Genomic DNA, 18919 nt, shown 5'->3' on the forward strand with positions numbered 1-18919 from the left:
CGCACCTATCGAGTTCTCGATCCGAGAAAGGTCAGGCGAAGCTCGGAACGGGACGGAAGCGCCGCCAGCCCCTGATGATCGCAGCCACGAACAAGAGCAGCACGACGCCCTGGATCGCGGCGAAAGGCGCTTCGCTCTGCGTTGGCGCCAGCGCGTTCAGGCTCGGCACCTTCAGGAAGGCCTGGACGACCAGCACGAAGACGTTGAGATAGAGCGAGGTCATCGCCGTCACCACATAGATCGGCCGCCAGACCCCCGACAGGTTCATGCCGTAGAGCGCGATGCAGGCGATCGCGAGCAGCACCAGGGAGAGGATGCCGACCATGTGCGAGGGCAGGAGCATCGCGAACGGAAACAGGAAGCCGGTGGCGCTCGTCAGGATGGTGAGCAGCAGGAAGACGGCGCTTAGAATGGGCAGGTGTTTCGATCCGAGCAGGCCGAACATGACGATAATGCCGGCGACGATCGCGATCAGGCTGACGATGACGTGGAGGGCAGTGAAGGCAGACAGGCTCAGACCCAGCATGGCACGCTCCCCTGTTCAGACCGGTATCATGCTATTCCCGTCCATGGCCAATTGCCACAAGCGTTCCTGCCTTGCCGGGCAAGCGAGCCATGCGCTCATCGCGCAAATCAGCGGGCGTTCGCCCGCTTGCCTTGCACTTCTGTCACAATGACGGCAGTGGTGATGAGATGATGCTCATCATCAGACGCACCGGCCCGTGAGCGGACTGCAGCGCGCTCAAACCTCGCCGGTGTCGAACATGAGCATCTCGACCCCGCCGCTTGCGAATTTGGGCACGTCGGCGGCGGTGGCTTTGCCTTCGGAACTCGCGAACGCGGCCTTCATGGCGGCGACACTGTCGAAGGTGAGGGTGGCGACCAGGTGAACCGGCGACGGACCTGCAGGCGTTACGACCTGGCCCTTGCTCACCGTGTATTTCCTCAAGCCCGGCAGCTTCTTGGCGATCGGCACGTGGTTTTCGAAATAGTGTTTGTCGAAGGCAGCCGCGTCCTTCGGCGTCTTGTACAGCACGATCAGTTCAGCCATGGCAGTCCTCCCGTGTCTTAGACTTGTTTCCGCAATTCGATCCTCATGGTGAGGAGGCCCTGGCCCCACCTACGCGCCGGAGTCGTCGGCACCAGGCGGCGGGCGCTCGTCTGCGGCATCGCCTGTCCTCGAGCGCTCGCGCGTCTGCTGTTTTCGCCGCTTGAGGTTTTCGCGCAGCGCGTTCTTCAGCCGCTCCTGTCGCGAATCCTTGAGCGGGGCCTGCTCGCTGCTGTCGGTCTTTTCGGTCATCATGGTCACTGATGGGATCGATCCCAGGTACCAACATGCCATCGCCAGATGGCAGCGCAAGGCGTCGGCTCGATCAAATTCAACCGGCGGACGCCAGGAGCGAATTCCAAAGACGGATCGGCCCGGAAGATGCCTCTGCTGCGCCGGCACGAGCGATCGGGAACCGGGCGTTGGCGAGGTGCTCCCGGCGTTGCCGCGCGGTCTCCGTTCTCATTGAAATTGGACCGGATTTTCAAACCTTTAACCGGGACTGATTTTATTGGCCCGAGGGGACCGGCGCGCTTGCACCGGCGGGGGGCTTGTGGCAGACATCGGCCCGCTTGTCGGGCCAACTGGGCCCGATTCCCGCATCTCGCGCGCACGCTGCCGTAGCTCAGTGGTAGAGCACTCCCTTGGTAAGGGAGAGGTCGACAGTTCAATCCTGTCCGGCAGCACCATCGGTCAGATCTCCAAAAGCATCAGCAACGCGGTACAATTACGCGCCGGGCGACCCCGCGCGATAATGATGACCAGTCTTCCCCGAGACTTGAGCTGAAAGGGTGTCAGCAAAGCGGGGCCGACGCCCTGCCGCGCCAAGTGATTCGCGGTCCCAAATATCCTGCCTGCCTTGGAAAGCACCGGCGTCGGGGACTATGCCAAGGCCCGCGAGGCCGCGACGAACATCATCATCAAGGCCTCGCGTCGTCCGCATTCCAGGCCAGCTGCTACCTGTTTCCTGTTCCTGCTTCTGTTCTGAACGTCGGAGCCTGCTCGAGATCCTGCCTCGTCATGTCGCGCAGATAGATGCGCTGCGGCCCGGCCGACCGGCCCTGCCGTTCCTGCGCTGCCATGCCCGTAGTCGTGCGCTCCAACTCTCGGATGTTGATTTGCGAGAACGGGATGGCGACGTCCTTCTCGCCGATGCCGAGAAAGCCGCCGACGCCGACGACGACCGCCGCGATTCGGCCGTCTGTCGTCAGGATGATATCGTTGATCTCGCCGACGTTCGCGTCATTGGCACCGTACACGGTCGTGCCACGGAGCTTCGATCCGAGCATGTGGTTCGGTGCTGGCTGCGAAATGATCGCCTGTCGAGTCTGCGCATCACCCTGCGTTTGCCCCCGGTCCCGCGCGCCCTCGTCCCGCGTCATGCCCTGCGCGACCTGAGGATTGTCGGTCAAGCCCTGCGCCATGCGCAAGTGCTCCTTCAGCTTGGGCAGCGTCTGCTCCGCGAACTGCTTGAGCCGCGCATCGTCGCCCTGGTTGGCGAAATCCTGGAAGAGCTTGACGGCGTCCTGGTGTGCCTGGACCTGCTGCGTCTTGTATTGCCGTGCAAGGTCGGCTCCCGACGCGGATTGCAGCTGATCGATCATCTTCCTGTGTTTGTCATCGAGCTGCGTCGGAGGCTGCAGGCCATTCACGGACTGGGTCATCGATTTGAGCTGATCGCTCGACTTGGTGTGATCGTCGATGATTGTCCTGGCGAAATCCTGGAACTCGCGAACCTGAACCTTGTCGAGCACCAGCCGGCTCGACTGGATCTCATACATGTCTCCAATCGCAGCCTGCTCGACGAAACGCTTAGCCGCCGCACTTGCCTGAACTTGCGATCCGCTCTCGCTCTTTGCGGCTGGAGGGGCGGTGGTTTGCGCATAAGCGGGTAACGCGATTGCGACGGATGCGAGTGCGATGCAAATCCGCTTCATGGATGACTCCTCATGGATTGTGGCTGATGCCAGTGCCCAGGGCCAATGCAAAAGGGGCGGTCGACGTTCCTCGCAGGTATCGGCGATCTCGCAGAACTAACGTCGCAGTGAATCCCGGCTCATCCGAATGCCGTACCGCAACGCCCGTGCCGCTCGCTTTGCCCTTCTTGGGTGCGCCGGACTTTCCTCTAACCTGTTCCGGCACAAACGCTCGACGCAGCCCCAAGCTGAACCATCTCGGTGCTGCAGGAAGCCGCGGCCGTGTGCGAAGCAGGCTGACACGCCCCAAGCGCGCCTCCTCGCAACCCGTCGCCGGCAGCCTCTCCCTTGCTGCGTTTCAGGAGGTGCCGGACTCGATCGGCAACCCTGCCCAGATACCCTGGACCCCGGGTACGCGAAATTTCGGAACATTCACCTGATACGTCTTGACTTCCGCTAACCCCGAACAGAGTTCTGCGCTCATTCGGCCAATACTGACGCCGAGCATTCGCCGACCATGGTGAAGCGTGTTCCTGATCCGCGCCTCTGTCCGGTACTGGCCGGCACTGACCTGTGGTTTGCGACTGTCAGCGGCACAGGCGGGATGACACTCGTGTAGGCGCCTAGGTGCGCTGCTGAAAATTTGCTGTGCAACAACTGGATCGAAACGCGCCGTACACTGTTTCGTCAACGGTATGTGTTCCCGCGCTGCGCCACAGCGATCCAGCCGGATTGGCGTAACCGACTCCTGGCGACGATCACCAGTGCGTGTGTCAATGGCAGCCCCGCTCGCGCTTGACTGGTTCGCAAGCGTCCAATCGCCTCCTCGGGAGCGCCCTGACCACGCGTGCTTCACCTTTCGACGGTCTTCCGCATGCGGAGTTGGAACAGCCTGCGCAGGCCGATCTGAAACTGCGGCGCTTGAGATTATCAGTCCAGAACTCCGGAGAAACCCATGCAGCCCTTTTACAGCTTCGCCAGTTCTGTCGGATGCGCTCTGTTCGTAACCTGCGGCTTGCCACAGGCGATGGCCCAGACCAAGACAGTCACCGTAAAGACCGGAACGGTGCAGATCGAAACCGTTTCACGAGGCCTGGAGCATCCCTGGGCTCTTGCTTTCCTTCCTGACGGGCGCATCCTGGTCAGTGAGCGGCCAGGCCGGCTGCGTGTCGTGTCAAAGGACGGTGCGCTTTCCCAGCCGCTTCAGGGCGTGCCGAACGTATTCGCGCGAGGACAGGGAGGGCTGTTGGATCTGGCGCTTGCCCCGGACTTCGCCGAGGAGCGGCTTGTATATCTGACATTCGCCGAGCCGGGCGACGGCGGCAAGGCCGGCACTGCGCTTGCGCGCGCGCGGCTGAACGAGGCAGCGACCGCGCTGGAGCAGTTCGAGGTGGTTTTCCGTCAGCTTCCAAAGGTGAATGGCCCGAACCATTTCGGCGGCCGAATCGTATTTGCGCGCGACGGCACGCATGTATTCGTTACGCTTGCCGAGCGGTTCAAGTTCGAACCGGCGCAGGACCTGTCGAACCATCTCGGCAAGATCGTCCGGCTCAACCGCGACGGCTCGCCGCCCAGCGACAACCCGTTCGTCGGCCGGCAAGACGCCAGAGGCGAAGTCTGGTCCTACGGTCATCGCAACATCGAAGCAGCCGCGCTGCACCCGCAGACAGGTGAACTCTGGATCGCCGAAATGGGGCCCCGCGGCGGCGATGAACTCAACCGTCCGCAAGGAGGCAAGAACTACGGCTGGCCGCTGGTGTCATGGGGCCAGCATTACGACGGGCGTGATATTTCCGACCCGCCGACCCGGCCGGATCTCGCGGACGCCGTTCATCACTGGACCCCGGTGATTTCGCCCTCCGGCATGACCTTCTATACGGGGGGCATGTTCCCGGACTGGAGAGGCTCGCTGCTGATCGGCGGTTTGAGCGCCTCCGCAGTTGTGAGGCTGACGCTGCAGGGCGACAAGGTCGTCTCGGAGGATCGTATCAGGGTCGGCGCGCGTGTACGCGACGTTCGGCAGGGTCCCGACGGCGCGGTCTACGTGCTCACCGACGAGAAGGACGGTGCACTGTTGCGACTTACGCCCGCAAGGCGGGACTGACAGCTTGTTCAGGTGGATGTCCGGAATAGATCCAGAATAGATCCTCAGGTGCTACGTGCCGGTCACGGTGCAAAAGCGGATTGGCTCATCGCAAAATCGCTCGCCGATCAGTCCCCTCTATTGCTAGTGGCGAAACGCTGGCAATTCGCTTTTCGGCGACCGCGCCGGGAACCCGAACCAGGCAAACGGGAGTGCGGTGGCGCAGAGCATCGCCATCGGCAGAAAGGACACTCCTCCATACCTGGCATATAGCGCCCCCGACAACAAAGTGAGCGCAGCTGTGACACAACCAGAGCCGAACGCGTAAAGGGCTTGAGCGGTGGCAGCCGAATTCGCCGGAACATTATCGGCCATCATCCGCATACAGGCCAGATGAAGCAAAGCGAAAGTCAGTCCGTGCAGCGGCTGCACAAGGGACAGCAGCAGGACGGAGGTGGTCGTTGCCGCCACGGTCCAGCGTATGATCCCAGCTGCGGCTGCCAGGGTGGCTGCAGCACGCACGCCAAAGCGCCGAATCAAGGCTGGGCCAATTACAAAAACCAATACCTCGGCAGCTACTGCTTCCGACCACAGGACGCTTATGAGCGATGTGTCTATTCCGGCGTGGCTCCACCAAATCACGGCAAAGGCGTCGTGCATCGCATGACTGCCATAGACGAGAGCAGACACGATCACGATGACGCGAAAGCCCCGGCGCTTAAGAAGCCCACGCGCTCCTGCGAGCCCCGGCGGTGGAGCAGGATGCGCGCGAGATCGAGTAGTGGCATTGGGCAGCAAGGCCGTTGCACCAGCGGTCGCCGCGAGCAGGCTTGCATTCATCCAGATGATCGGTGTCACATCGTGGCCAGTCGCAAGCTGTCCGACGGTCAGGGTACCCGCCACGAAAGCCGCTGACGCGGCTCCGCGTATCCAACCGTACTCGAAAGGCCTTCCGGCCATCTGAGGTCTCGCAGGAGCTTGCGCCGAGAGAGGGAGTGGTCGAGGGCAAGAATCTACTGGTCGTGCACGCGCGACGAGACGCAAACCTCGTCAGTTTGACGCAGGCGCAGGCGGTGAAAAAGGGCGATGTGCTCGCCGAATTCATTCCGCCGGCGATGGAGGCGCAGCTTTCAGTGCTCGACAACCGCATCGCTGAGGCTCGCAGCCGTGTTCAGAGCCTTGACCATCGTGCTTTGCCGGTGGACCCACTCTTGATCCAGCGGCAAGCTCAAGTCAGAGGAGAGCTGGATAGGGCGCGATCATTCGCGTTCGATCTGCGCCGGTCGTTGCGGGAGCTGGAAAAAGACGAGCTTGCGCAACGAATTCAGTGGACGCGCGAGCGTAGCCAGCTTGAGGCCGAGCGCGACAGCGCACGGCGGCAGCGCGATTCGTACAACGCTCGTATAAAGATCGCCGAGGCTGCCGCTGCCCGCATGGCGGAACTGCAGAAACGTGAGATCGTGACATCTCAGCTCGTCGGCGACCGCAATACAACCGTTATCAGCTTGACCCTGGAGCGCGACGCCGCTGAAGGAAACCTGCAAGCCGTGAACACGCGAATCACGGCGCTGGCGCAAACATATGAGAAGAACGAAAAAGCAATCGCCCAGCAGCAGGGCGCTCTCCGCAAAGATTTGGCCGAAGCAGAGCAATCCGAACGAAGCCTCGGCGAAAAGGCGGCCGAAGTCGATGAGCAGATAAGAGCGGACCAGAACCGTGCGTCGGCCGAAACCGCTAGCGAAATCGAGACTTCTCGCCATCAGCTCTCGGCTCTGGTTGCCGATCGGGAACGCGTAATCGCAGGTACCCGCGTCAGGGCTCCGCAGGACGCGCGCATCGTGTATCGGCACCCATCTCCTGGTCTGGTTGCGAACGAAACTCCGATCCTCGCGGTCTCATCGGACAGCGGTTTCGCAGCGCGGATGCTTGTCCCTGCCAGCGATGTCGAAAAGCTGGCCAACACCGACAGCGTGCAGTTCTCGATCGAGAAACCAATCCTGGGCAGATACTTTGGCGGCCAATACCGAGGTTATGATAGGATCCCGGACGACCAGAACCACGTACTTGCGTTTTTCGATGTTCAGCCTTCTCGCGAGGTGGTCACGGCACTGGCGACCACACCTGACAACTCAGTGCCGGCGAGGCTCCGATGGCGGCCGGATCTGGTTTCAGAGGGTCCATTCCAGGCCGGCGTCATAGCGGTTGCAGTGGGACTCCTGGGAGCGCTTGCGTCGGCGACGCGCCGTCGCACTCGGAGCGAGCCCACGACTCCCGTCGCGGACGAACATTCCACGACAGCAGGCCAGAATGCAGCCTCAGGCGCCAACCGCCAGCTGTTGACCACACGCAGGAGAACGTCCGCAACTCAGTTCTCGTCGCAGCGGCGAGCCGGCAGCCGACCACCTGAATGAACAGCGCTGAACTGTACCTGCCGGAATTTCGGTCTCGACGGCGTCATATTCCCCACGGAGCGATGGTCTTTCTATCGGCAATGATCATCGTGTATGCAGCGGTGCTGGCGATCGTGCTGCCCTGGACGGCAATTGACGCATTAGGCTACGGCTTCTTGCCTGCGCCGATGGGCGCAGTTCTGATCCTTTACGGAACAACGATGCTGTTGCGTGGGTGTGTTGTGCACACGCTCTCCTGCTATGAACATGTCCGGCGCATCAGCCGTCCTGTTGCTGATCCGCTGCAATTTCCATTCGTTTCGATCCTGGTGCCGGCATATAACGAAGGAGACACGATCGTATCCGCAGTGGAGTCCTTGCTTGCGCTCAACTACCCGCACTACGAGATCATCGTGGTCGATGACGGATCGGAAGATGATACTTACTTGATGGCGCGCACGTTGATCGGCGACCATGACCGCTGCAGGGTCCGCGTCATTCGCAAATTAAACGGCGGGAAGTGGAGCGCCTTGAACCGGGCGTTTCAGGAATCGGAAGGAGATCTCCTTCTTTGCGTCGACGCCGATTCTCGGGTGGGCGATAATGCGCTTCAGCTGATGGTGCCCTGGTTCGATGATCCAACGGTCTATGCCGTCTCCGGGCAAGTCACCATCAGGAATCGTGTTAACGCGCTGACGCGCTTTCAGGCTGCCGAGTACCTGCTCGGCAACGGAGGAATGCGTACGGCGCTCAGCTTTCTCGGTCTTGTCACCGTGGTTCCCGGGCCGATCGGCCTTTATCGACGCGACGCTTTGACGTCCATCGCGGAAGTACCCTGGAACAGCTCAGGAGAAGACGGTATGCGCGGGCCCTTTTCTGGGGCCACCTTTGCGGAAGATTTCGAGCTCTCGTTATCTGCGCTCGCAATTGGAGGACGCGTAATCTACGAGCCTCGCGCCCAAGCTTACACCAAATGTCCAACCGAAATCACAAGCTTGCTCAATCAGCGCTATCGGTGGATGCGCGGTACAATGCAGGTGTTCAGGCGGTACATGCGCGAAATGCGCCCAACCGCCAGGACAAGGAATAGGCCGCTGGATGCTCTGATGCTGGGAGCCTACCCGATCGACGTCTATGTCGCACCATTGATGAACTTCCTGTTCTGGGCGTTTGTCGCCGTTGCCGCTGGGACCGGCTTCTCCCTGGAGTTGATCGCTTCCTGGATCGCTGCCGTCATGCTTCTCAACGTCATGGCCGCATCCGTCTATGTGTTGGCCCATGACGACGACTTCTCACTCCTGCCTTATGCGCTCCTGATGGACCTGTACCAATGCGTTCTGGTAAACAGCGCGTGGGTGATCGCTCTCATTGACGAAATCCGCGGCGCACGCATGCGGTGGTCGTAAACCCTCAGCGTCACCACCCTGAAAATCTCCGCATCCTTTCACAACTTAGGCGCGTCCAGATTTCTCAGTGGGGGCATACGGCGTCAGGCACTCGCTCCGCTTCTCCGCGGTGTTCTTCGCCGTTGGGCGGGTGCAGTGCAAATTTTCGCGGTGCGGGGAGAAGCGGACAGAGATTCTGTTGCCTCGTTGCCTCGTATCGTAGAGCTTCATGCTTCCATTGGCTTCTGATCGGGTTTCTTTCAGAGGAGCCGGTTTGGTACCTGTCCCTCAAAGCAATTCTGCCTGAGTTCCAGGCCGTGGACTTGGTGGCGCTTTCCTTGAGGACTGGCTGGCCATGGCTGATGCGGCGCAGCAACGGCCGGCACCTGCCAAACATCTTGGCCGATGATGAAGATGAGCGGGAGGAGGCCGGCGTTGACCTCGTCAGGTCAACGGAGCCCAAAAAAGGAAAGGATCGCCAGGACCACCACGATCAGTCCGACCAGGTATATGACGTTGTTCATGGCCTCGCTCCGCAAAGTCAAGGTCGCCACGCCGTTTAATTCTCATCGGCCGGGAGCCGTTCCGAGGAACTCTGAGCCGCCCATCAACATTGGTTGCCAGTCCTTCGGGATGGCACAAAGAATACGGAGCCTCAGCCATGGCGATGCAGATCGTAATGGACCATACCGGTGATACCCGCCACTACTTCAGCACGAACGATCCTGAAGCGCTCGCAAAGGCGGAACGGCGGTTCAAGGAATTGACCGGCCTGGGATTTACTGCGGCTGTGCGAACGGGCAGCGGCGAGGTCTCGAAGATCCGGTCTTTCGACCCGAACGCTGAAGAGACGTTGTTCTTTCCCAGACTCGTCGGCGGCTGACAGCCGCAAGCACCATGTTCCGATTGCGTCGAGGGTTCACAAGAGGCTTGCGTTTGCAAGCCTTGCGTCAGCTCTACCGGATGTTGTCGCTGGAGAATACCAGCGACGCGCGCGGGCTCCGCCTCCTGCGGGAGTGGCTGTCGCCCGAGCAACGTGCTCAGTTTGATACCGAGGGACAGTTCGACGTCATTGGATGCGACACCGGCAAGCACTATCGGATTCGGTACGGCACTTCGACCAATGTCTACGAGCTCGACGGTGCGGGCAAGGCCAGGACAGGCTGGTGTTTTGTGCCGGAAGCCCGGCTGGTTGCCGGAGACGTGATGCTGGCGCAAAAAATCGCGTTGGAGACATCCGAAGCAAGCGCTCTGGCGGTAGCCCACCAGTTTCCGATTTTGCGCCTCTGACCTTGAAGCCTTGCGGATGCTGCAAGCACCCGGTCGGCCGACCCGGCCTGGGAACGCTCGAGGCGGTCAGACATTTGGAGTGGGGACAACGAGCCACGCTCCCGGCTCGGCTTATTCCGGACCGGACTACGATGCGGATTGCCCAGTTCGCCCCTTTAGCCGAAAGCGTCCCCCCAAGACTCTACGGCGGCACGGAGCGGGTCGTTGCGTGGCTCGTCGACGAGCTCGTCGAGCTCGGACACGAGGTGACCCTGTTCGCGAGCGGGGACTCCCGAACACGCGGCAACCTTCACGCCGTCTGGCCACGCGCGTTGCGCCTCGGACGGCCACGTTCCGATCCGATGGCTGCATGCACCGCCATGCTTGAGGCGATCATGCGGCACGCCGACGAGTTTGATGTAATACACGCTCACACGGACTGGCTGCATCTGCCCGTGCTTAGTCGGCTCGGCATTCCCTTCCTGACGACGATGCACGGACGCCTGGATCTACCGTGGGTCGCGGATGTGGTACGGCTCTTTCCTGGCGCACCCTTCGTCTCGATCTCCAACAATCAGCGACTTCCGCTTGCGCACGCGAATTGGTCCGGCACGGTCTATCATGGAATGCCACCCGACCTGCTTCACCCCCGTTACGAGCCAGGATCATACCTTGCCTTTCTCGGGCGACTGACCTCGGATAAAGGTCCGGAATGCGCCATTCGCATCGCGCGCGCCGCCGGCGTTCCGCTTCATATCGCGGCAAAAGTGCCACGGGACGAAACACGGTACTTCAAAGAGCGGCTAGAACCCCAGATCGACGGCAAACAGGTGCAACTGATCGGTGAAGTCGGCGATCGCAGAAAGCAGGAATTTCTAGGAGGGGCCGCAGCCTTGTTGTTTCCGATCAATTGGCCAGAACCTTTTGGCCTCGTCATGATCGAAGCGATGGCGTGCGGGACGCCTATCATCGCCTTCCGTGCGGGCTCCGTGCCGGAAGTTGTCGACGACGGCGTTACCGGCTTCGTCGTCGACAGCGAAGAGGACGCCGTCCACGCCATCAATCGTCTGGGCGAGCTCGACCGGCGCAAGGTGCGAGCACGGTTCGAGGAACGATTCACGGCTAAACGGATGGCGCTTGAGTACCTCGGTCTTTACAGAGCGCTGACCGAATGCACGAACGCTGGTTTCAGGGAAGATCATGTTGCGCGCGTGGAGGTCAGTTCCGATGAACCTAGCGCCTGACGATCAGGATCGAGCCGCGGTCTGATCGGGCCCGCCCCCTTCCGTCGGGATCGGGAGCAGTGCGACGTTGCGACGCCTGTCACCGTCGAACTGCCCGTCTCGCCAAGTCGGTTTTGTCAGGCGCATCTAGTCGCGCAGCACCTGAGGCGCCGAACCTTTACCTTTCGGAACAAATACTTGGCTCGTCTGTTGCCGTCCCATCAGTCATGGAGGAAACGATGGTTACTGAAGCGAGGGAAACAGCAAACCTGATCGGTAGCGACAAGGTGGAAGGTACGGCAGTGTACGACGTTGACGGTACCAAGATCGGCTCCATCGAGCGCGTGATGATCGACAAGCTGAGTGGCAAAGTCTCTTATGCCGTGCTCAGTTTTGGCGGCTTTCTTGGCATCGGCGATGATCATTACCCGCTGCCGTGGCAGTCTTTGAAGTACGACACCAATCTTGGTGGGTATGTAACTGGCATCACCGAGGCGCAACTGCAGAACGCCCCCAGGTTCAGCAATGACAACGCCTGGAATTGGGGCGATCCGGCGCAAACCCGTTCGGTGAACGACTATTACGGGGTCGCGGTGTAGACCGAAGGAAGGTCCGTGTTCGGCGGGCCTTTCTTTTCGCCTTGTGCTTTTATGAAAAATTGTGGGCCGCTCCGTAGCCACATCGTCAACTGAGCGGCCGATCAGCGGCGTTTATCCGTCGCGAGTTCAAGACTCGCTCGGCTCCTGAGGATTTCCGAGGGCTTCAGCGTCCCTTAGTTCTCGCTCTGCCTGATGCCAGAATTCCAGCTCCCTCCCCTCAGGCTTTCCGGCTTGTTCCCATAATTCGTGGGCTCGTACTGCAATCTGCTGTTCTGTAGGAAATGACATTCGTGCCTCCTCGGGAGCACGGCCCCACCTGCGGGGGCTGTATCGGCAGAGCCGTGCAGGCCCGAAGGCCCGCACACCAACGTCAATCCGCGTGTTGGCGTTCCTCAGGATCGGTTCGCCTGGCCGACAGGCAGTTCCGACTCGCGATTACTCGCTGACACAGGAACTTGGCATTCCGGAAACGGTTTGTTTGTTCGTCGGAACAGAACGGGGGACACTTTGAATCGCCGCCAATTCCTTGGCACCTCGGCGGTCCTGCCGTTGGCCGCAACCTTGCCTCGCAGCGCATTCGCCGAGGCCAAGCCGGAGGAGGGGCCGTTCGGCTCGTCCTACGTACGCCAGCTCGCGCGCAATCTGGCGTCGCGGCCGTTCGAAGCGCCAGACGAGAAGTTGCCCGATCCGTTGAGAGATCTGACCTACGATCAATACCGCTCGATTCGATTTCTGCCGGAACGGGCTCTATGGCGAGCCGACAAGCTGCCTTTCGAAGTCCAATTCTTTCATCGCGGCTTCTACTACAAGAACCGGGTCGACATATACGAAGTCGCGAACGGACGCGCCGTCCCGGTCAAGTACCGGCGGGACGATTTCTCGTTTGGCGACAAAATGCCTCGCCTGCCCGAGGGGGACCTCGGCTTCGCAGGGTTTCGTATCCATGCGCCGATGAATCGGCCGGACTACTTTGACGAGGTTTGCGTCTTTCTAGGAGCGAGCTACTTCCGCGCCGTCGCAAAAGGCGAGATCTACGGTCTGTCTGCGCGTGGTCTATCGATCGACACAGGCGAGCCGAAGGGTGAAGAATTTCCTGTGTTCAAGGCGTTCTGGCTGGAGAAGCCGGCGCCCAACGCTACATCGATGGTCGTTCACGCCCTCCTCGACAGCAAGAGCGCCGCGGCGAGCTACCGCTTCACGCTCAGGCCGGGCGAAACCACCGTCTTCGATGTGGAGGCTTCCTTGTACCCGCGCGCCGATCTCGCTCACGCGGGGCTAGCGCCCATGACGAGCATGTTCTTCTTCGGACCGAACGACAGGAAGGAGGTCGACGACTTCCGTCCGGCGGTGCACGATTCCGACGGCCTTGCGATTCACAACGGCCGCGCCGAGCAGCTTTGGCGTCCATTGAGCAATCCGCGCGATCTGCAGACGAGCACCTTCGCCGATCTCAATCCGCGGGGATTCGGTCTCATGCAGCGCGAAAAGAAGTACGTCGCGTTTCAGGACCTCGAGTCAAGGTTCGAGCGGCGCCCGAGCCTCTGGGTCGAGCCGATCGGCAATTGGGGTGAAGGTTCGGTCGTTCTGTTCGAGATCCCGACCACCGAGGAGATCCACGACAATATTGCCGCGTTCTGGCGACCGAAGACACCCCTCAAAGCGAAAAGCGAGAACAACTTCACCTACAGGCTCCACTGGGGGCCGGACGCACCAAAGGCCGACTCCCTGGCCCGGTTCACGCGGACCGGAGTCGGTGCCGGTCCCGCTGACAGCAAACTGTTCGTGCTCGAGCTCGCCGGGGAAAAGCTGAAGGGAGTGGATCCGAACTCGGTGAAGGGGCTCGTCGTTGCGGAAAAGAGCGAGATCAAGAACATCGTTACACAACCCAATCCGGAGACCGGTGGGTGGCGACTGAGCTTCCAGTGCGCGGTGAAGGATGCGCCGGTCGAACTTCGGGCCGTCCTGCTCCAAGGGGATATACCGCTTTCAGAGGTGTGGCTTTATCGATGGGCGCCCTGACCAAACCGTCCTCGCGTCTGACGCCTGATTCAGGCGGCCTTGGACTGCTTCCGCGCGAAGCACCCCTGCCGATGGTGCCAGGCCGGCTCGATCATGTGCCTCGAACCGAGACTTCACAAATTGAAACTGGCGGTTTTGTTGCATTACGCCGGGCGCTCGTTTTCGCAGGCACCGCAGTCGTGTCGGCCGGAGGGGCGTACGAGATGTACGAAGCCCTCAAGGTCGGCGGAGTGACGCTGCTCGAAGCGACACTGCTCGCGCTCTTCGTCGTCCTGCTCGCCTGGATCGCATTTTCCTTCGTGTCGGCGTTGGCCGGGTTCTTCGTCTTGTTGGCCCGGCGGCCCGATACTTTGCCCATCGAAACCCGAGGACCGCTCCCTGAGATCTCGGGTCGTACCGCCATGCTTCTGCCCACCTATAACGAGGACCCGCACCACGTCACCGCCCGCCTTCGCGCAATGTTCGAGTCGGTGGCGGAAACGGGGCACGCCGAACGTTTCGACTGGTTCCTGCTCAGCGATTCGACGAACCCCGAGATCTGGGTCTGCGAGGAACTGGCCTTTCTCGAGCTGCGAGCCGCATACGGCGACGATCACCTGTTCTACCGGCACCGGTCCAACAACACCGCCCGGAAGTCCGGAAACATCGCAGAGTGGGTCGGACGCTTCGGCGGCGCCTACGACTACATGATCATCCTCGACGCCGACAGTCTCATGACCGGCGACACCATCGTGCGGCTGGTTCACGCGATGGATGCCCACCCGCAGGCGGCACTGATCCAGACCCTTCCTGTGATCGTCAACGCGCGCAGTCTGTTCAGCCGCCTTCAGCAGTTCGCGGCCCGGCTTTATGGGCCCTTGATCGCCGCGGGAAACGCGTGGTGGTACGGGTCGGAAGGCAATTATTGGGGCCACAACGCCATCATTCGCGTGCGGGCGTTTGCCCAGGAAGCGGGCCTGCCCGAATTGCGGGGCCGCAGGCCATTCGGAGGGCACATCCTGAGCCACGACTTCATTGAGGCCGCGCTCATGCGACGTGCCGGTTGGGGCATCTTCATGACCGTGAACCTCGGAGGCAGTTTCGAAGAGGTTCCACCGTCGCTGCTGGACTTCGCCGCTCGGGACCGGCGATGGTGCCAGGGCAACCTTCAGCACATTGCGATTCTCAGGGCGCGCGGACTGCACTGGGTGTCGCGGCTTCACCTCCTGACCGGCATCGGATCGTATGTGACCGCGCCGCTGTGGCTGTTGTTCCTGTTGCTCGGACTGCTGATTTCGCTGCAGGCCTATTTCGTCAGGCCGGAATACTTTCCGAAAGGATTCGCGCTTTTTCCGACCTGGCCGGCGCAAGACCCCATACGCGCTGCCTGGGTATTCGGGGCAACGATGGCGCTTCTCGTCGTTCCGAAGCTTCTGGCCTATCTCGTCCTGCTCGCGAGAAGCCGGGAGCGTCAGGCGTTCGGCGCCCCCGGTCGCGTTCTGGCGGGAGTGATCGCCGAGACGATGCTTGCGGCCCTGATCGCCCCTTCGATGATGATCTTCCAGTCCGGCGCCGTGATCGAGATCCTGCTCGGTCGCGACGCGGGATGGCAGGTCCAGCGAAGGAGCGACGGCCAGGTCACGCGTGACGAGATTTGCCGGAAGCTCGCCATTCCGACATTGTGCGGGATCGTCATGGCGATTTGTGCGTATGCCGTCTCGCTTCCGCTTCTGCTCTGGATGTCGCCGGTCATCATCGGCCTGACGCTCGCCATTCCAATGGGCGTGGTCACCTCGGCGCCGGTGACAATGGGGCGCCTGTTCGTCACCCCGGAGGATCGCGCCGCCCCTCCAATCCTCGTCCGCGCACGCGAGCTTGCATCCGGCTCACCCTCCGACGTCACCTCGGCCTTGGTCGAACTGAGGCAGAATCCCGAACTGCTCAAGTGGCATTCCTCCTCTCTCGGTCCCGAGAAGAGAACCAAGTCCGATCGAATCGACGTTGATCTTGCGATTGCCCGAGCGAAGCTGGACGATGCCGATACATTCGAGGAAGCGGTCGGTCTCCTTTCGCGACGGGAAACGCTCGCCGTACTCAAGAATCGCAGAACGCTCGTACGATTCCTGGACATGCCGTCCGGACAGTCGAATGCATGACAAACCGGACTTCTTCGCGCTCCGATTCACAAAGCACCATGCTGCCATAGCCCGGCGGCAAGAGAGGTCGACAGTTCATCCTGTCGCGCCTTGGTCAGTCCTCCGATAGCCTGCTTGGACAACGAACGCATCCGGCGCTCGCCCTTTGGCTAGAAAGCTGCAGCAGCTCCGGCTTTCTGCTCAAGCGCGAAGAAATTCAGTTCCGACGCCGGAACCGGACGAGCGAACAGGTAGCCCTGCAGCTGGTGAACGCCTGCAGCCCGCAGCAATTCATATTGCTGCTTCGTTTCGACACCCTCGGCGGTTACGCTCATGTCGAGAGCGCGAGCCAGCGTGAGAACGGATGCCACGCTGGCGGCGCAAGCAGTATTGGTGGTCAAGCCTTGCGTGAACGATTTGTCTATCTTTATCTTGTCGAACGGAAACATGGTCAGATAACTCAGTGAAGAATAGCCGGTCCCGAAATCGTCAAGCGCAATCGAGACGCCGGCGTGCTTCAGCTGCTGGATAATCTCCCTGCAGTGGCCGACATTTTCCATCAGAATCGATTCCGTAATTTCCAGTTCCAGGCGTTCGGGCGGCAGCCCGGAGTCGACAAGTGCGCCCAATACAACGTTCAACAGCCTGCCGGAGCGGAACTGCACAGCCGACAAATTGATTGCTACCTTCAGGTGATCCGGCCACGCCACAGCGTCGGCACAGGCACGTTCCAGCACCCATTGTCCCAGTTGCTCCATGAGGCCAGCCTCCTCGGCGAGGGGAATGAAGCGGTCGGGCGGTATCAGACCCATTTCTGGATGACGCCATCGCAGGAGAGCCTCGACAACACAGGGCTGGCACGAAAGGGCATCGAAAATGGGCTGATAGTGGATTTCAAATTCGTCGCGGTTCAGCGCGAGACGCAAATCGTTGACAGTCTGCAGCCTTGTTGCGGCAAGCCTGCCCATTTCCTTGTCGAAGAAGCAGAAACTGTTGCCTCCTTCGCATTTTCCGCGATAGAGCGCGAGGTCCGCGTTTTGCAGGAGTGCGCCGAAGCTGTCGCCGTCGTGCGGGGCAATGGCAATGCCGATACTCACTCCAACGGTCATTTCATGGCGATCGAGATTGAAGGGTGCCCCCACGACCTCCAGGAGCCGAACCGCGAGTGCGATAGCCGCTTCGCTCTGGTTCGTTTCGCTCCCTTGAACGATCGCGAACTCGTCACCGCCCAGCCGCGCCAGGAAATCGACTTCACGCACGGAGGACTTCAGACGGCTTGCCAACTGCTTGAGCAGCTCATCGCCTGCCGCATGCCCGAGCGTATCATTGATATACTTGAAGCCGTCGAGATCGAGCAGCAGGACGGCAAACCCGCTGTCTTCACTTCGGTTCACGCGTGCCAGGGCTTCCTGAAGCTTTTCGTTCAGCAATGCGCGGTTGCCGAGTCCGGTGAGTGAATCATAGTTGGCAAGGTACGAAATTCGCGCGTATGGCGCGAGGACTCCGGATACGAACAGAGCGCGGTAGAAGATAATGTACGCTATCGCCTTGTATACATGTCCGAGAACATTCTCCAGGTCGGTGACCTGGGCATAAAGGGTAAAGAATACCTCGGCGAGGCCCATTATCCAGCAGCCCACCGCAAGCCAGTGTAGATCGACTGCACGCTGTCGGGTGCTCCGCCACATCAAGATCAACCCGGCAGAGAAATACGTTGCCGAGATAACGTACTCTGTGGCGATCTTGAAGGCCGTCAACCCCTGTCCAGCGACAAAGGTCTGCGGCAGCCAGCCGCGATGAACAAAGCCCAACCACCATCCTGCCGCGCTGACGGCAACAGCCGCCGCGACGGCAGCGTAACAGATTGCTGGCGGCCATGTTCTCAGCGGCAATAGCGCCACGCCGAGTAGCCCTAACGCAGCGATGGCGCGCCCGGCGAGCCAGAAGTTGATCGCTTTTTCCGGCCCGCTCGGCCCAAAGAAGTCCGGCATCCCGTCGAAGGACTCCGTGTGGGCAAAGTCGAGCAGCGCTACGGCCAGGAAGGTGGCGCCGAGTACGACAGCGTGGTTGTTGTTGGGCTGGTGGCGCAGATTCCAGCCCAGCCCGAAAACCATCGCGGAAACCGATATGGCCACAAATTCGAGGCTTGTATGCAGCGGCAGATAATATGCGGATTTCGAGAATAATCGGGTGGCCGGCAGAAGCGGCGCCACGCCAACGGCCAGCAACGTCAGGATCGCCAAACCGAAAGGCAGCCCGTAGTCTTTCACGTTGAAAGACCGAGCCAGTTCCTTTTTCGACAACGCCTGCATTACGCATCCAGTTCGCTGAGGACTGAGCCTTCAAACTTGCCGCCGGGTCGAGTCGGTAGACAGCCGCTGTGCCACCGAAGGACCCTACGGCGGGAGTCTTTGCGAAGCATGAACCCGCGCATGCGAAGGATCCGGAAATGCGAAACCTGCAATCCGGCCCTGGGGGCTGGCATCGGTTGGCTGCCTGCAACGTTCGCCGGAGACAGTATGTTTGGAAGCTCCAATTCATGGTTAAGAGCATCTCCGTACAACTACTTAGAGTTGCAGTCCCAGAAACCGGTCTCGCGGAATGGTTGAAGGATTGCAATGCACTCCCGCGGTCCATCCAGCTGATGACCTCGCAGTCATAACTGCGCCGGAAGCAACTCCGGCGACCTCACATTTCCAGCGGGTTAACTCTGACGGAGAGGCCGCCGGTTCAATCCTTTCCGGCAGCACGAGCAAGGCCCGGGCTGAACCGGGCCTTTCGTTTCACCATTCTTGCTTGGCGGTGTCAGCGGCTCGTCTTTGCCGACAATCCATCACGGCGAAACTCGGTTTCAATGGTTGCGCGGCTCAATC

Annotated in this window: 16 protein-coding genes and 1 tRNA gene; 10 read left to right on the top strand and 7 right to left on the bottom strand. The window is 60.8% G+C overall.

All coding sequences use genetic code 11. The annotated features are described in order from the left end of the window. Positions 1 to 31: 31 nt before the first annotated feature. The 3 genes from HY852_RS17245 to HY852_RS17255 form a co-directional block, all read right to left on the bottom strand. Positions 32 to 526 carry a hypothetical protein gene (locus HY852_RS17245; protein ID WP_291605989.1) on the bottom strand — a complete coding sequence of 165 codons (495 nt, stop codon included), beginning with the start codon at positions 524 to 526 and terminating at the stop codon, positions 32 to 34. 216 nt (positions 527 to 742) lie between these two features. Further along, a complete protein-coding gene (locus HY852_RS17250; protein WP_291605990.1) occupies positions 743 to 1051 on the bottom strand; it encodes an EthD family reductase in 309 nt (102 codons plus the stop codon). Positions 1052 to 1120: 69 nt separating this feature from the next. After that, complete coding sequence (locus HY852_RS17255) at positions 1121 to 1300, bottom strand: hypothetical protein (RefSeq protein WP_291606036.1); 180 nt, start codon at positions 1298 to 1300, stop codon at positions 1121 to 1123. 362 nt (positions 1301 to 1662) lie between these two features. On the opposite strand from HY852_RS17255, the gene HY852_RS17260 reads away from it, so the two are divergent. Continuing rightward, positions 1663 to 1737 (top strand) — tRNA-Thr (locus HY852_RS17260). A 267-nt stretch (positions 1738 to 2004) separates the two neighbouring features. Here HY852_RS17260 and HY852_RS17265 read toward each other — a convergent pair. Beyond that, positions 2005 to 2985 (bottom strand): DUF4142 domain-containing protein, encoded by a 981-nt coding sequence (locus tag HY852_RS17265; RefSeq protein WP_291605991.1) that lies wholly within the window; start codon positions 2983 to 2985, stop codon positions 2005 to 2007. Positions 2986 to 3991: 1006 nt separating this feature from the next. Here HY852_RS17265 and HY852_RS17270 point away from each other — a divergent pair. Further along, positions 3992 to 5068, top strand: coding sequence for a PQQ-dependent sugar dehydrogenase (locus tag HY852_RS17270; protein ID WP_291606037.1), 1077 nt, complete (start codon positions 3992 to 3994; stop codon positions 5066 to 5068). A gap of 123 nt (positions 5069 to 5191) precedes the next feature. On the opposite strand, the gene HY852_RS17275 is transcribed toward HY852_RS17270, so the two are convergent. Further along, positions 5192 to 5950, bottom strand: a complete 759-nt coding sequence (locus HY852_RS17275) for an MFS transporter (RefSeq protein ID WP_291605992.1) — start codon at positions 5948 to 5950, stop codon at positions 5192 to 5194. 92 nt (positions 5951 to 6042) lie between these two features. Between HY852_RS17275 and HY852_RS17280 the strand changes: the two genes are divergently transcribed. The 6 genes from HY852_RS17280 to HY852_RS17305 all read left to right on the top strand — a co-directional run bounded on the left by HY852_RS17280 (position 6043) and on the right by HY852_RS17305 (position 11913). Beyond that, positions 6043 to 7458: a hypothetical protein gene (locus HY852_RS17280; RefSeq protein WP_291605993.1), complete on the top strand. Its 1416-nt coding sequence runs from the start codon at positions 6043 to 6045 to the stop codon at positions 7456 to 7458. Beyond that, positions 7455 to 8843, top strand: a complete 1389-nt coding sequence (locus HY852_RS17285) for a glycosyltransferase (RefSeq protein WP_291605994.1) — start codon at positions 7455 to 7457, stop codon at positions 8841 to 8843. Before HY852_RS17280 ends, HY852_RS17285 begins: the two co-directional genes overlap by 4 nt. A 640-nt stretch (positions 8844 to 9483) precedes the next feature. After that, complete coding sequence (locus HY852_RS17290; protein WP_291605995.1) at positions 9484 to 9705, top strand: hypothetical protein; 222 nt, start codon at positions 9484 to 9486, stop codon at positions 9703 to 9705. Positions 9706 to 9785: 80 nt separating this feature from the next. After that, positions 9786 to 10112 (top strand): hypothetical protein, encoded by a 327-nt coding sequence (locus HY852_RS17295; RefSeq protein WP_291606038.1) that lies wholly within the window; start codon positions 9786 to 9788, stop codon positions 10110 to 10112. Positions 10113 to 10243: 131 nt separating this feature from the next. Further along, positions 10244 to 11335: a glycosyltransferase family 4 protein gene (locus HY852_RS17300; protein WP_291605996.1), complete on the top strand. Its 1092-nt coding sequence runs from the start codon at positions 10244 to 10246 to the stop codon at positions 11333 to 11335. 218 nt (positions 11336 to 11553) lie between these two features. Next, positions 11554 to 11913: a PRC-barrel domain-containing protein gene (locus HY852_RS17305; protein ID WP_291605997.1), complete on the top strand. Its 360-nt coding sequence runs from the start codon at positions 11554 to 11556 to the stop codon at positions 11911 to 11913. Between the two features lie 126 nt (positions 11914 to 12039). Here the strand turns inward: HY852_RS17305 and HY852_RS17310 are convergent, their stop codons facing one another. Further along, positions 12040 to 12201 carry a DUF2934 domain-containing protein gene (locus HY852_RS17310; RefSeq protein ID WP_291605998.1) on the bottom strand — a complete coding sequence of 54 codons (162 nt, stop codon included), beginning with the start codon at positions 12199 to 12201 and terminating at the stop codon, positions 12040 to 12042. A 219-nt stretch (positions 12202 to 12420) separates the two neighbouring features. Between HY852_RS17310 and HY852_RS17315 the strand changes: the two genes are divergently transcribed. Further along, entirely contained in the window at positions 12421 to 13932 is a 1512-nt protein-coding gene (locus HY852_RS17315; RefSeq protein ID WP_291605999.1) for a glucan biosynthesis protein G, read from the top strand. Next, entirely contained in the window at positions 13920 to 16067 is a 2148-nt protein-coding gene (gene mdoH / locus HY852_RS17320) for a glucans biosynthesis glucosyltransferase MdoH (RefSeq protein ID WP_291606000.1), read from the top strand. Before HY852_RS17315 ends, mdoH begins: the two co-directional genes overlap by 13 nt. Before the next feature lie 149 nt (positions 16068 to 16216). Here the strand turns inward: mdoH and HY852_RS17325 are convergent, their stop codons facing one another. Then, on the bottom strand, positions 16217 to 18358 hold the full coding sequence (locus HY852_RS17325; protein WP_291606001.1) for an EAL domain-containing protein: 2142 nt from the start codon (positions 18356 to 18358) through the stop codon (positions 16217 to 16219). Between the last annotated feature and the right edge of the window lie 561 nt (positions 18359 to 18919).

Source organism: Bradyrhizobium sp. (genome assembly GCF_016213215.1).
GTDB lineage: Bacteria > Pseudomonadota > Alphaproteobacteria > Rhizobiales > Xanthobacteraceae > Bradyrhizobium.

Bases quoted from the DNA above. Each gene is read 5' to 3' on its own strand.
- HY852_RS17245 (WP_291605989.1), bottom strand. From the start codon at position 526: ATGCTGGGTCTGAGCCTGTCTGCCTTCACTGCCCTCCACGTCATCGTC.
- HY852_RS17250 (WP_291605990.1), bottom strand. From the start codon at position 1,051: ATGGCTGAACTGATCGTGCTGTACAAGACGCCGAAGGACGCGGCTGCC.
- HY852_RS17255 (WP_291606036.1), bottom strand. From the start codon at position 1,300: ATGACCGAAAAGACCGACAGCAGCGAGCAGGCCCCGCTCAAGGATTCG.
- HY852_RS17265 (WP_291605991.1), bottom strand. From the start codon at position 2,985: ATGAAGCGGATTTGCATCGCACTCGCATCCGTCGCAATCGCGTTACCC.
- HY852_RS17270 (WP_291606037.1), top strand. From the start codon at position 3,992: ATGGCCCAGACCAAGACAGTCACCGTAAAGACCGGAACGGTGCAGATC.
- HY852_RS17285 (WP_291605994.1), top strand. From the start codon at position 7,455: ATGAACAGCGCTGAACTGTACCTGCCGGAATTTCGGTCTCGACGGCGT.
- HY852_RS17290 (WP_291605995.1), top strand. From the start codon at position 9,484: ATGGCGATGCAGATCGTAATGGACCATACCGGTGATACCCGCCACTAC.
- HY852_RS17295 (WP_291606038.1), top strand. From the start codon at position 9,786: ATGTTGTCGCTGGAGAATACCAGCGACGCGCGCGGGCTCCGCCTCCTG.
- HY852_RS17300 (WP_291605996.1), top strand. From the start codon at position 10,244: ATGCGGATTGCCCAGTTCGCCCCTTTAGCCGAAAGCGTCCCCCCAAGA.
- HY852_RS17305 (WP_291605997.1), top strand. From the start codon at position 11,554: ATGGTTACTGAAGCGAGGGAAACAGCAAACCTGATCGGTAGCGACAAG.
- HY852_RS17310 (WP_291605998.1), bottom strand. From the start codon at position 12,201: ATGTCATTTCCTACAGAACAGCAGATTGCAGTACGAGCCCACGAATTA.
- mdoH (WP_291606000.1), top strand. From the start codon at position 13,920: ATGGGCGCCCTGACCAAACCGTCCTCGCGTCTGACGCCTGATTCAGGC.
- HY852_RS17325 (WP_291606001.1), bottom strand. From the start codon at position 18,358: ATGCAGGCGTTGTCGAAAAAGGAACTGGCTCGGTCTTTCAACGTGAAA.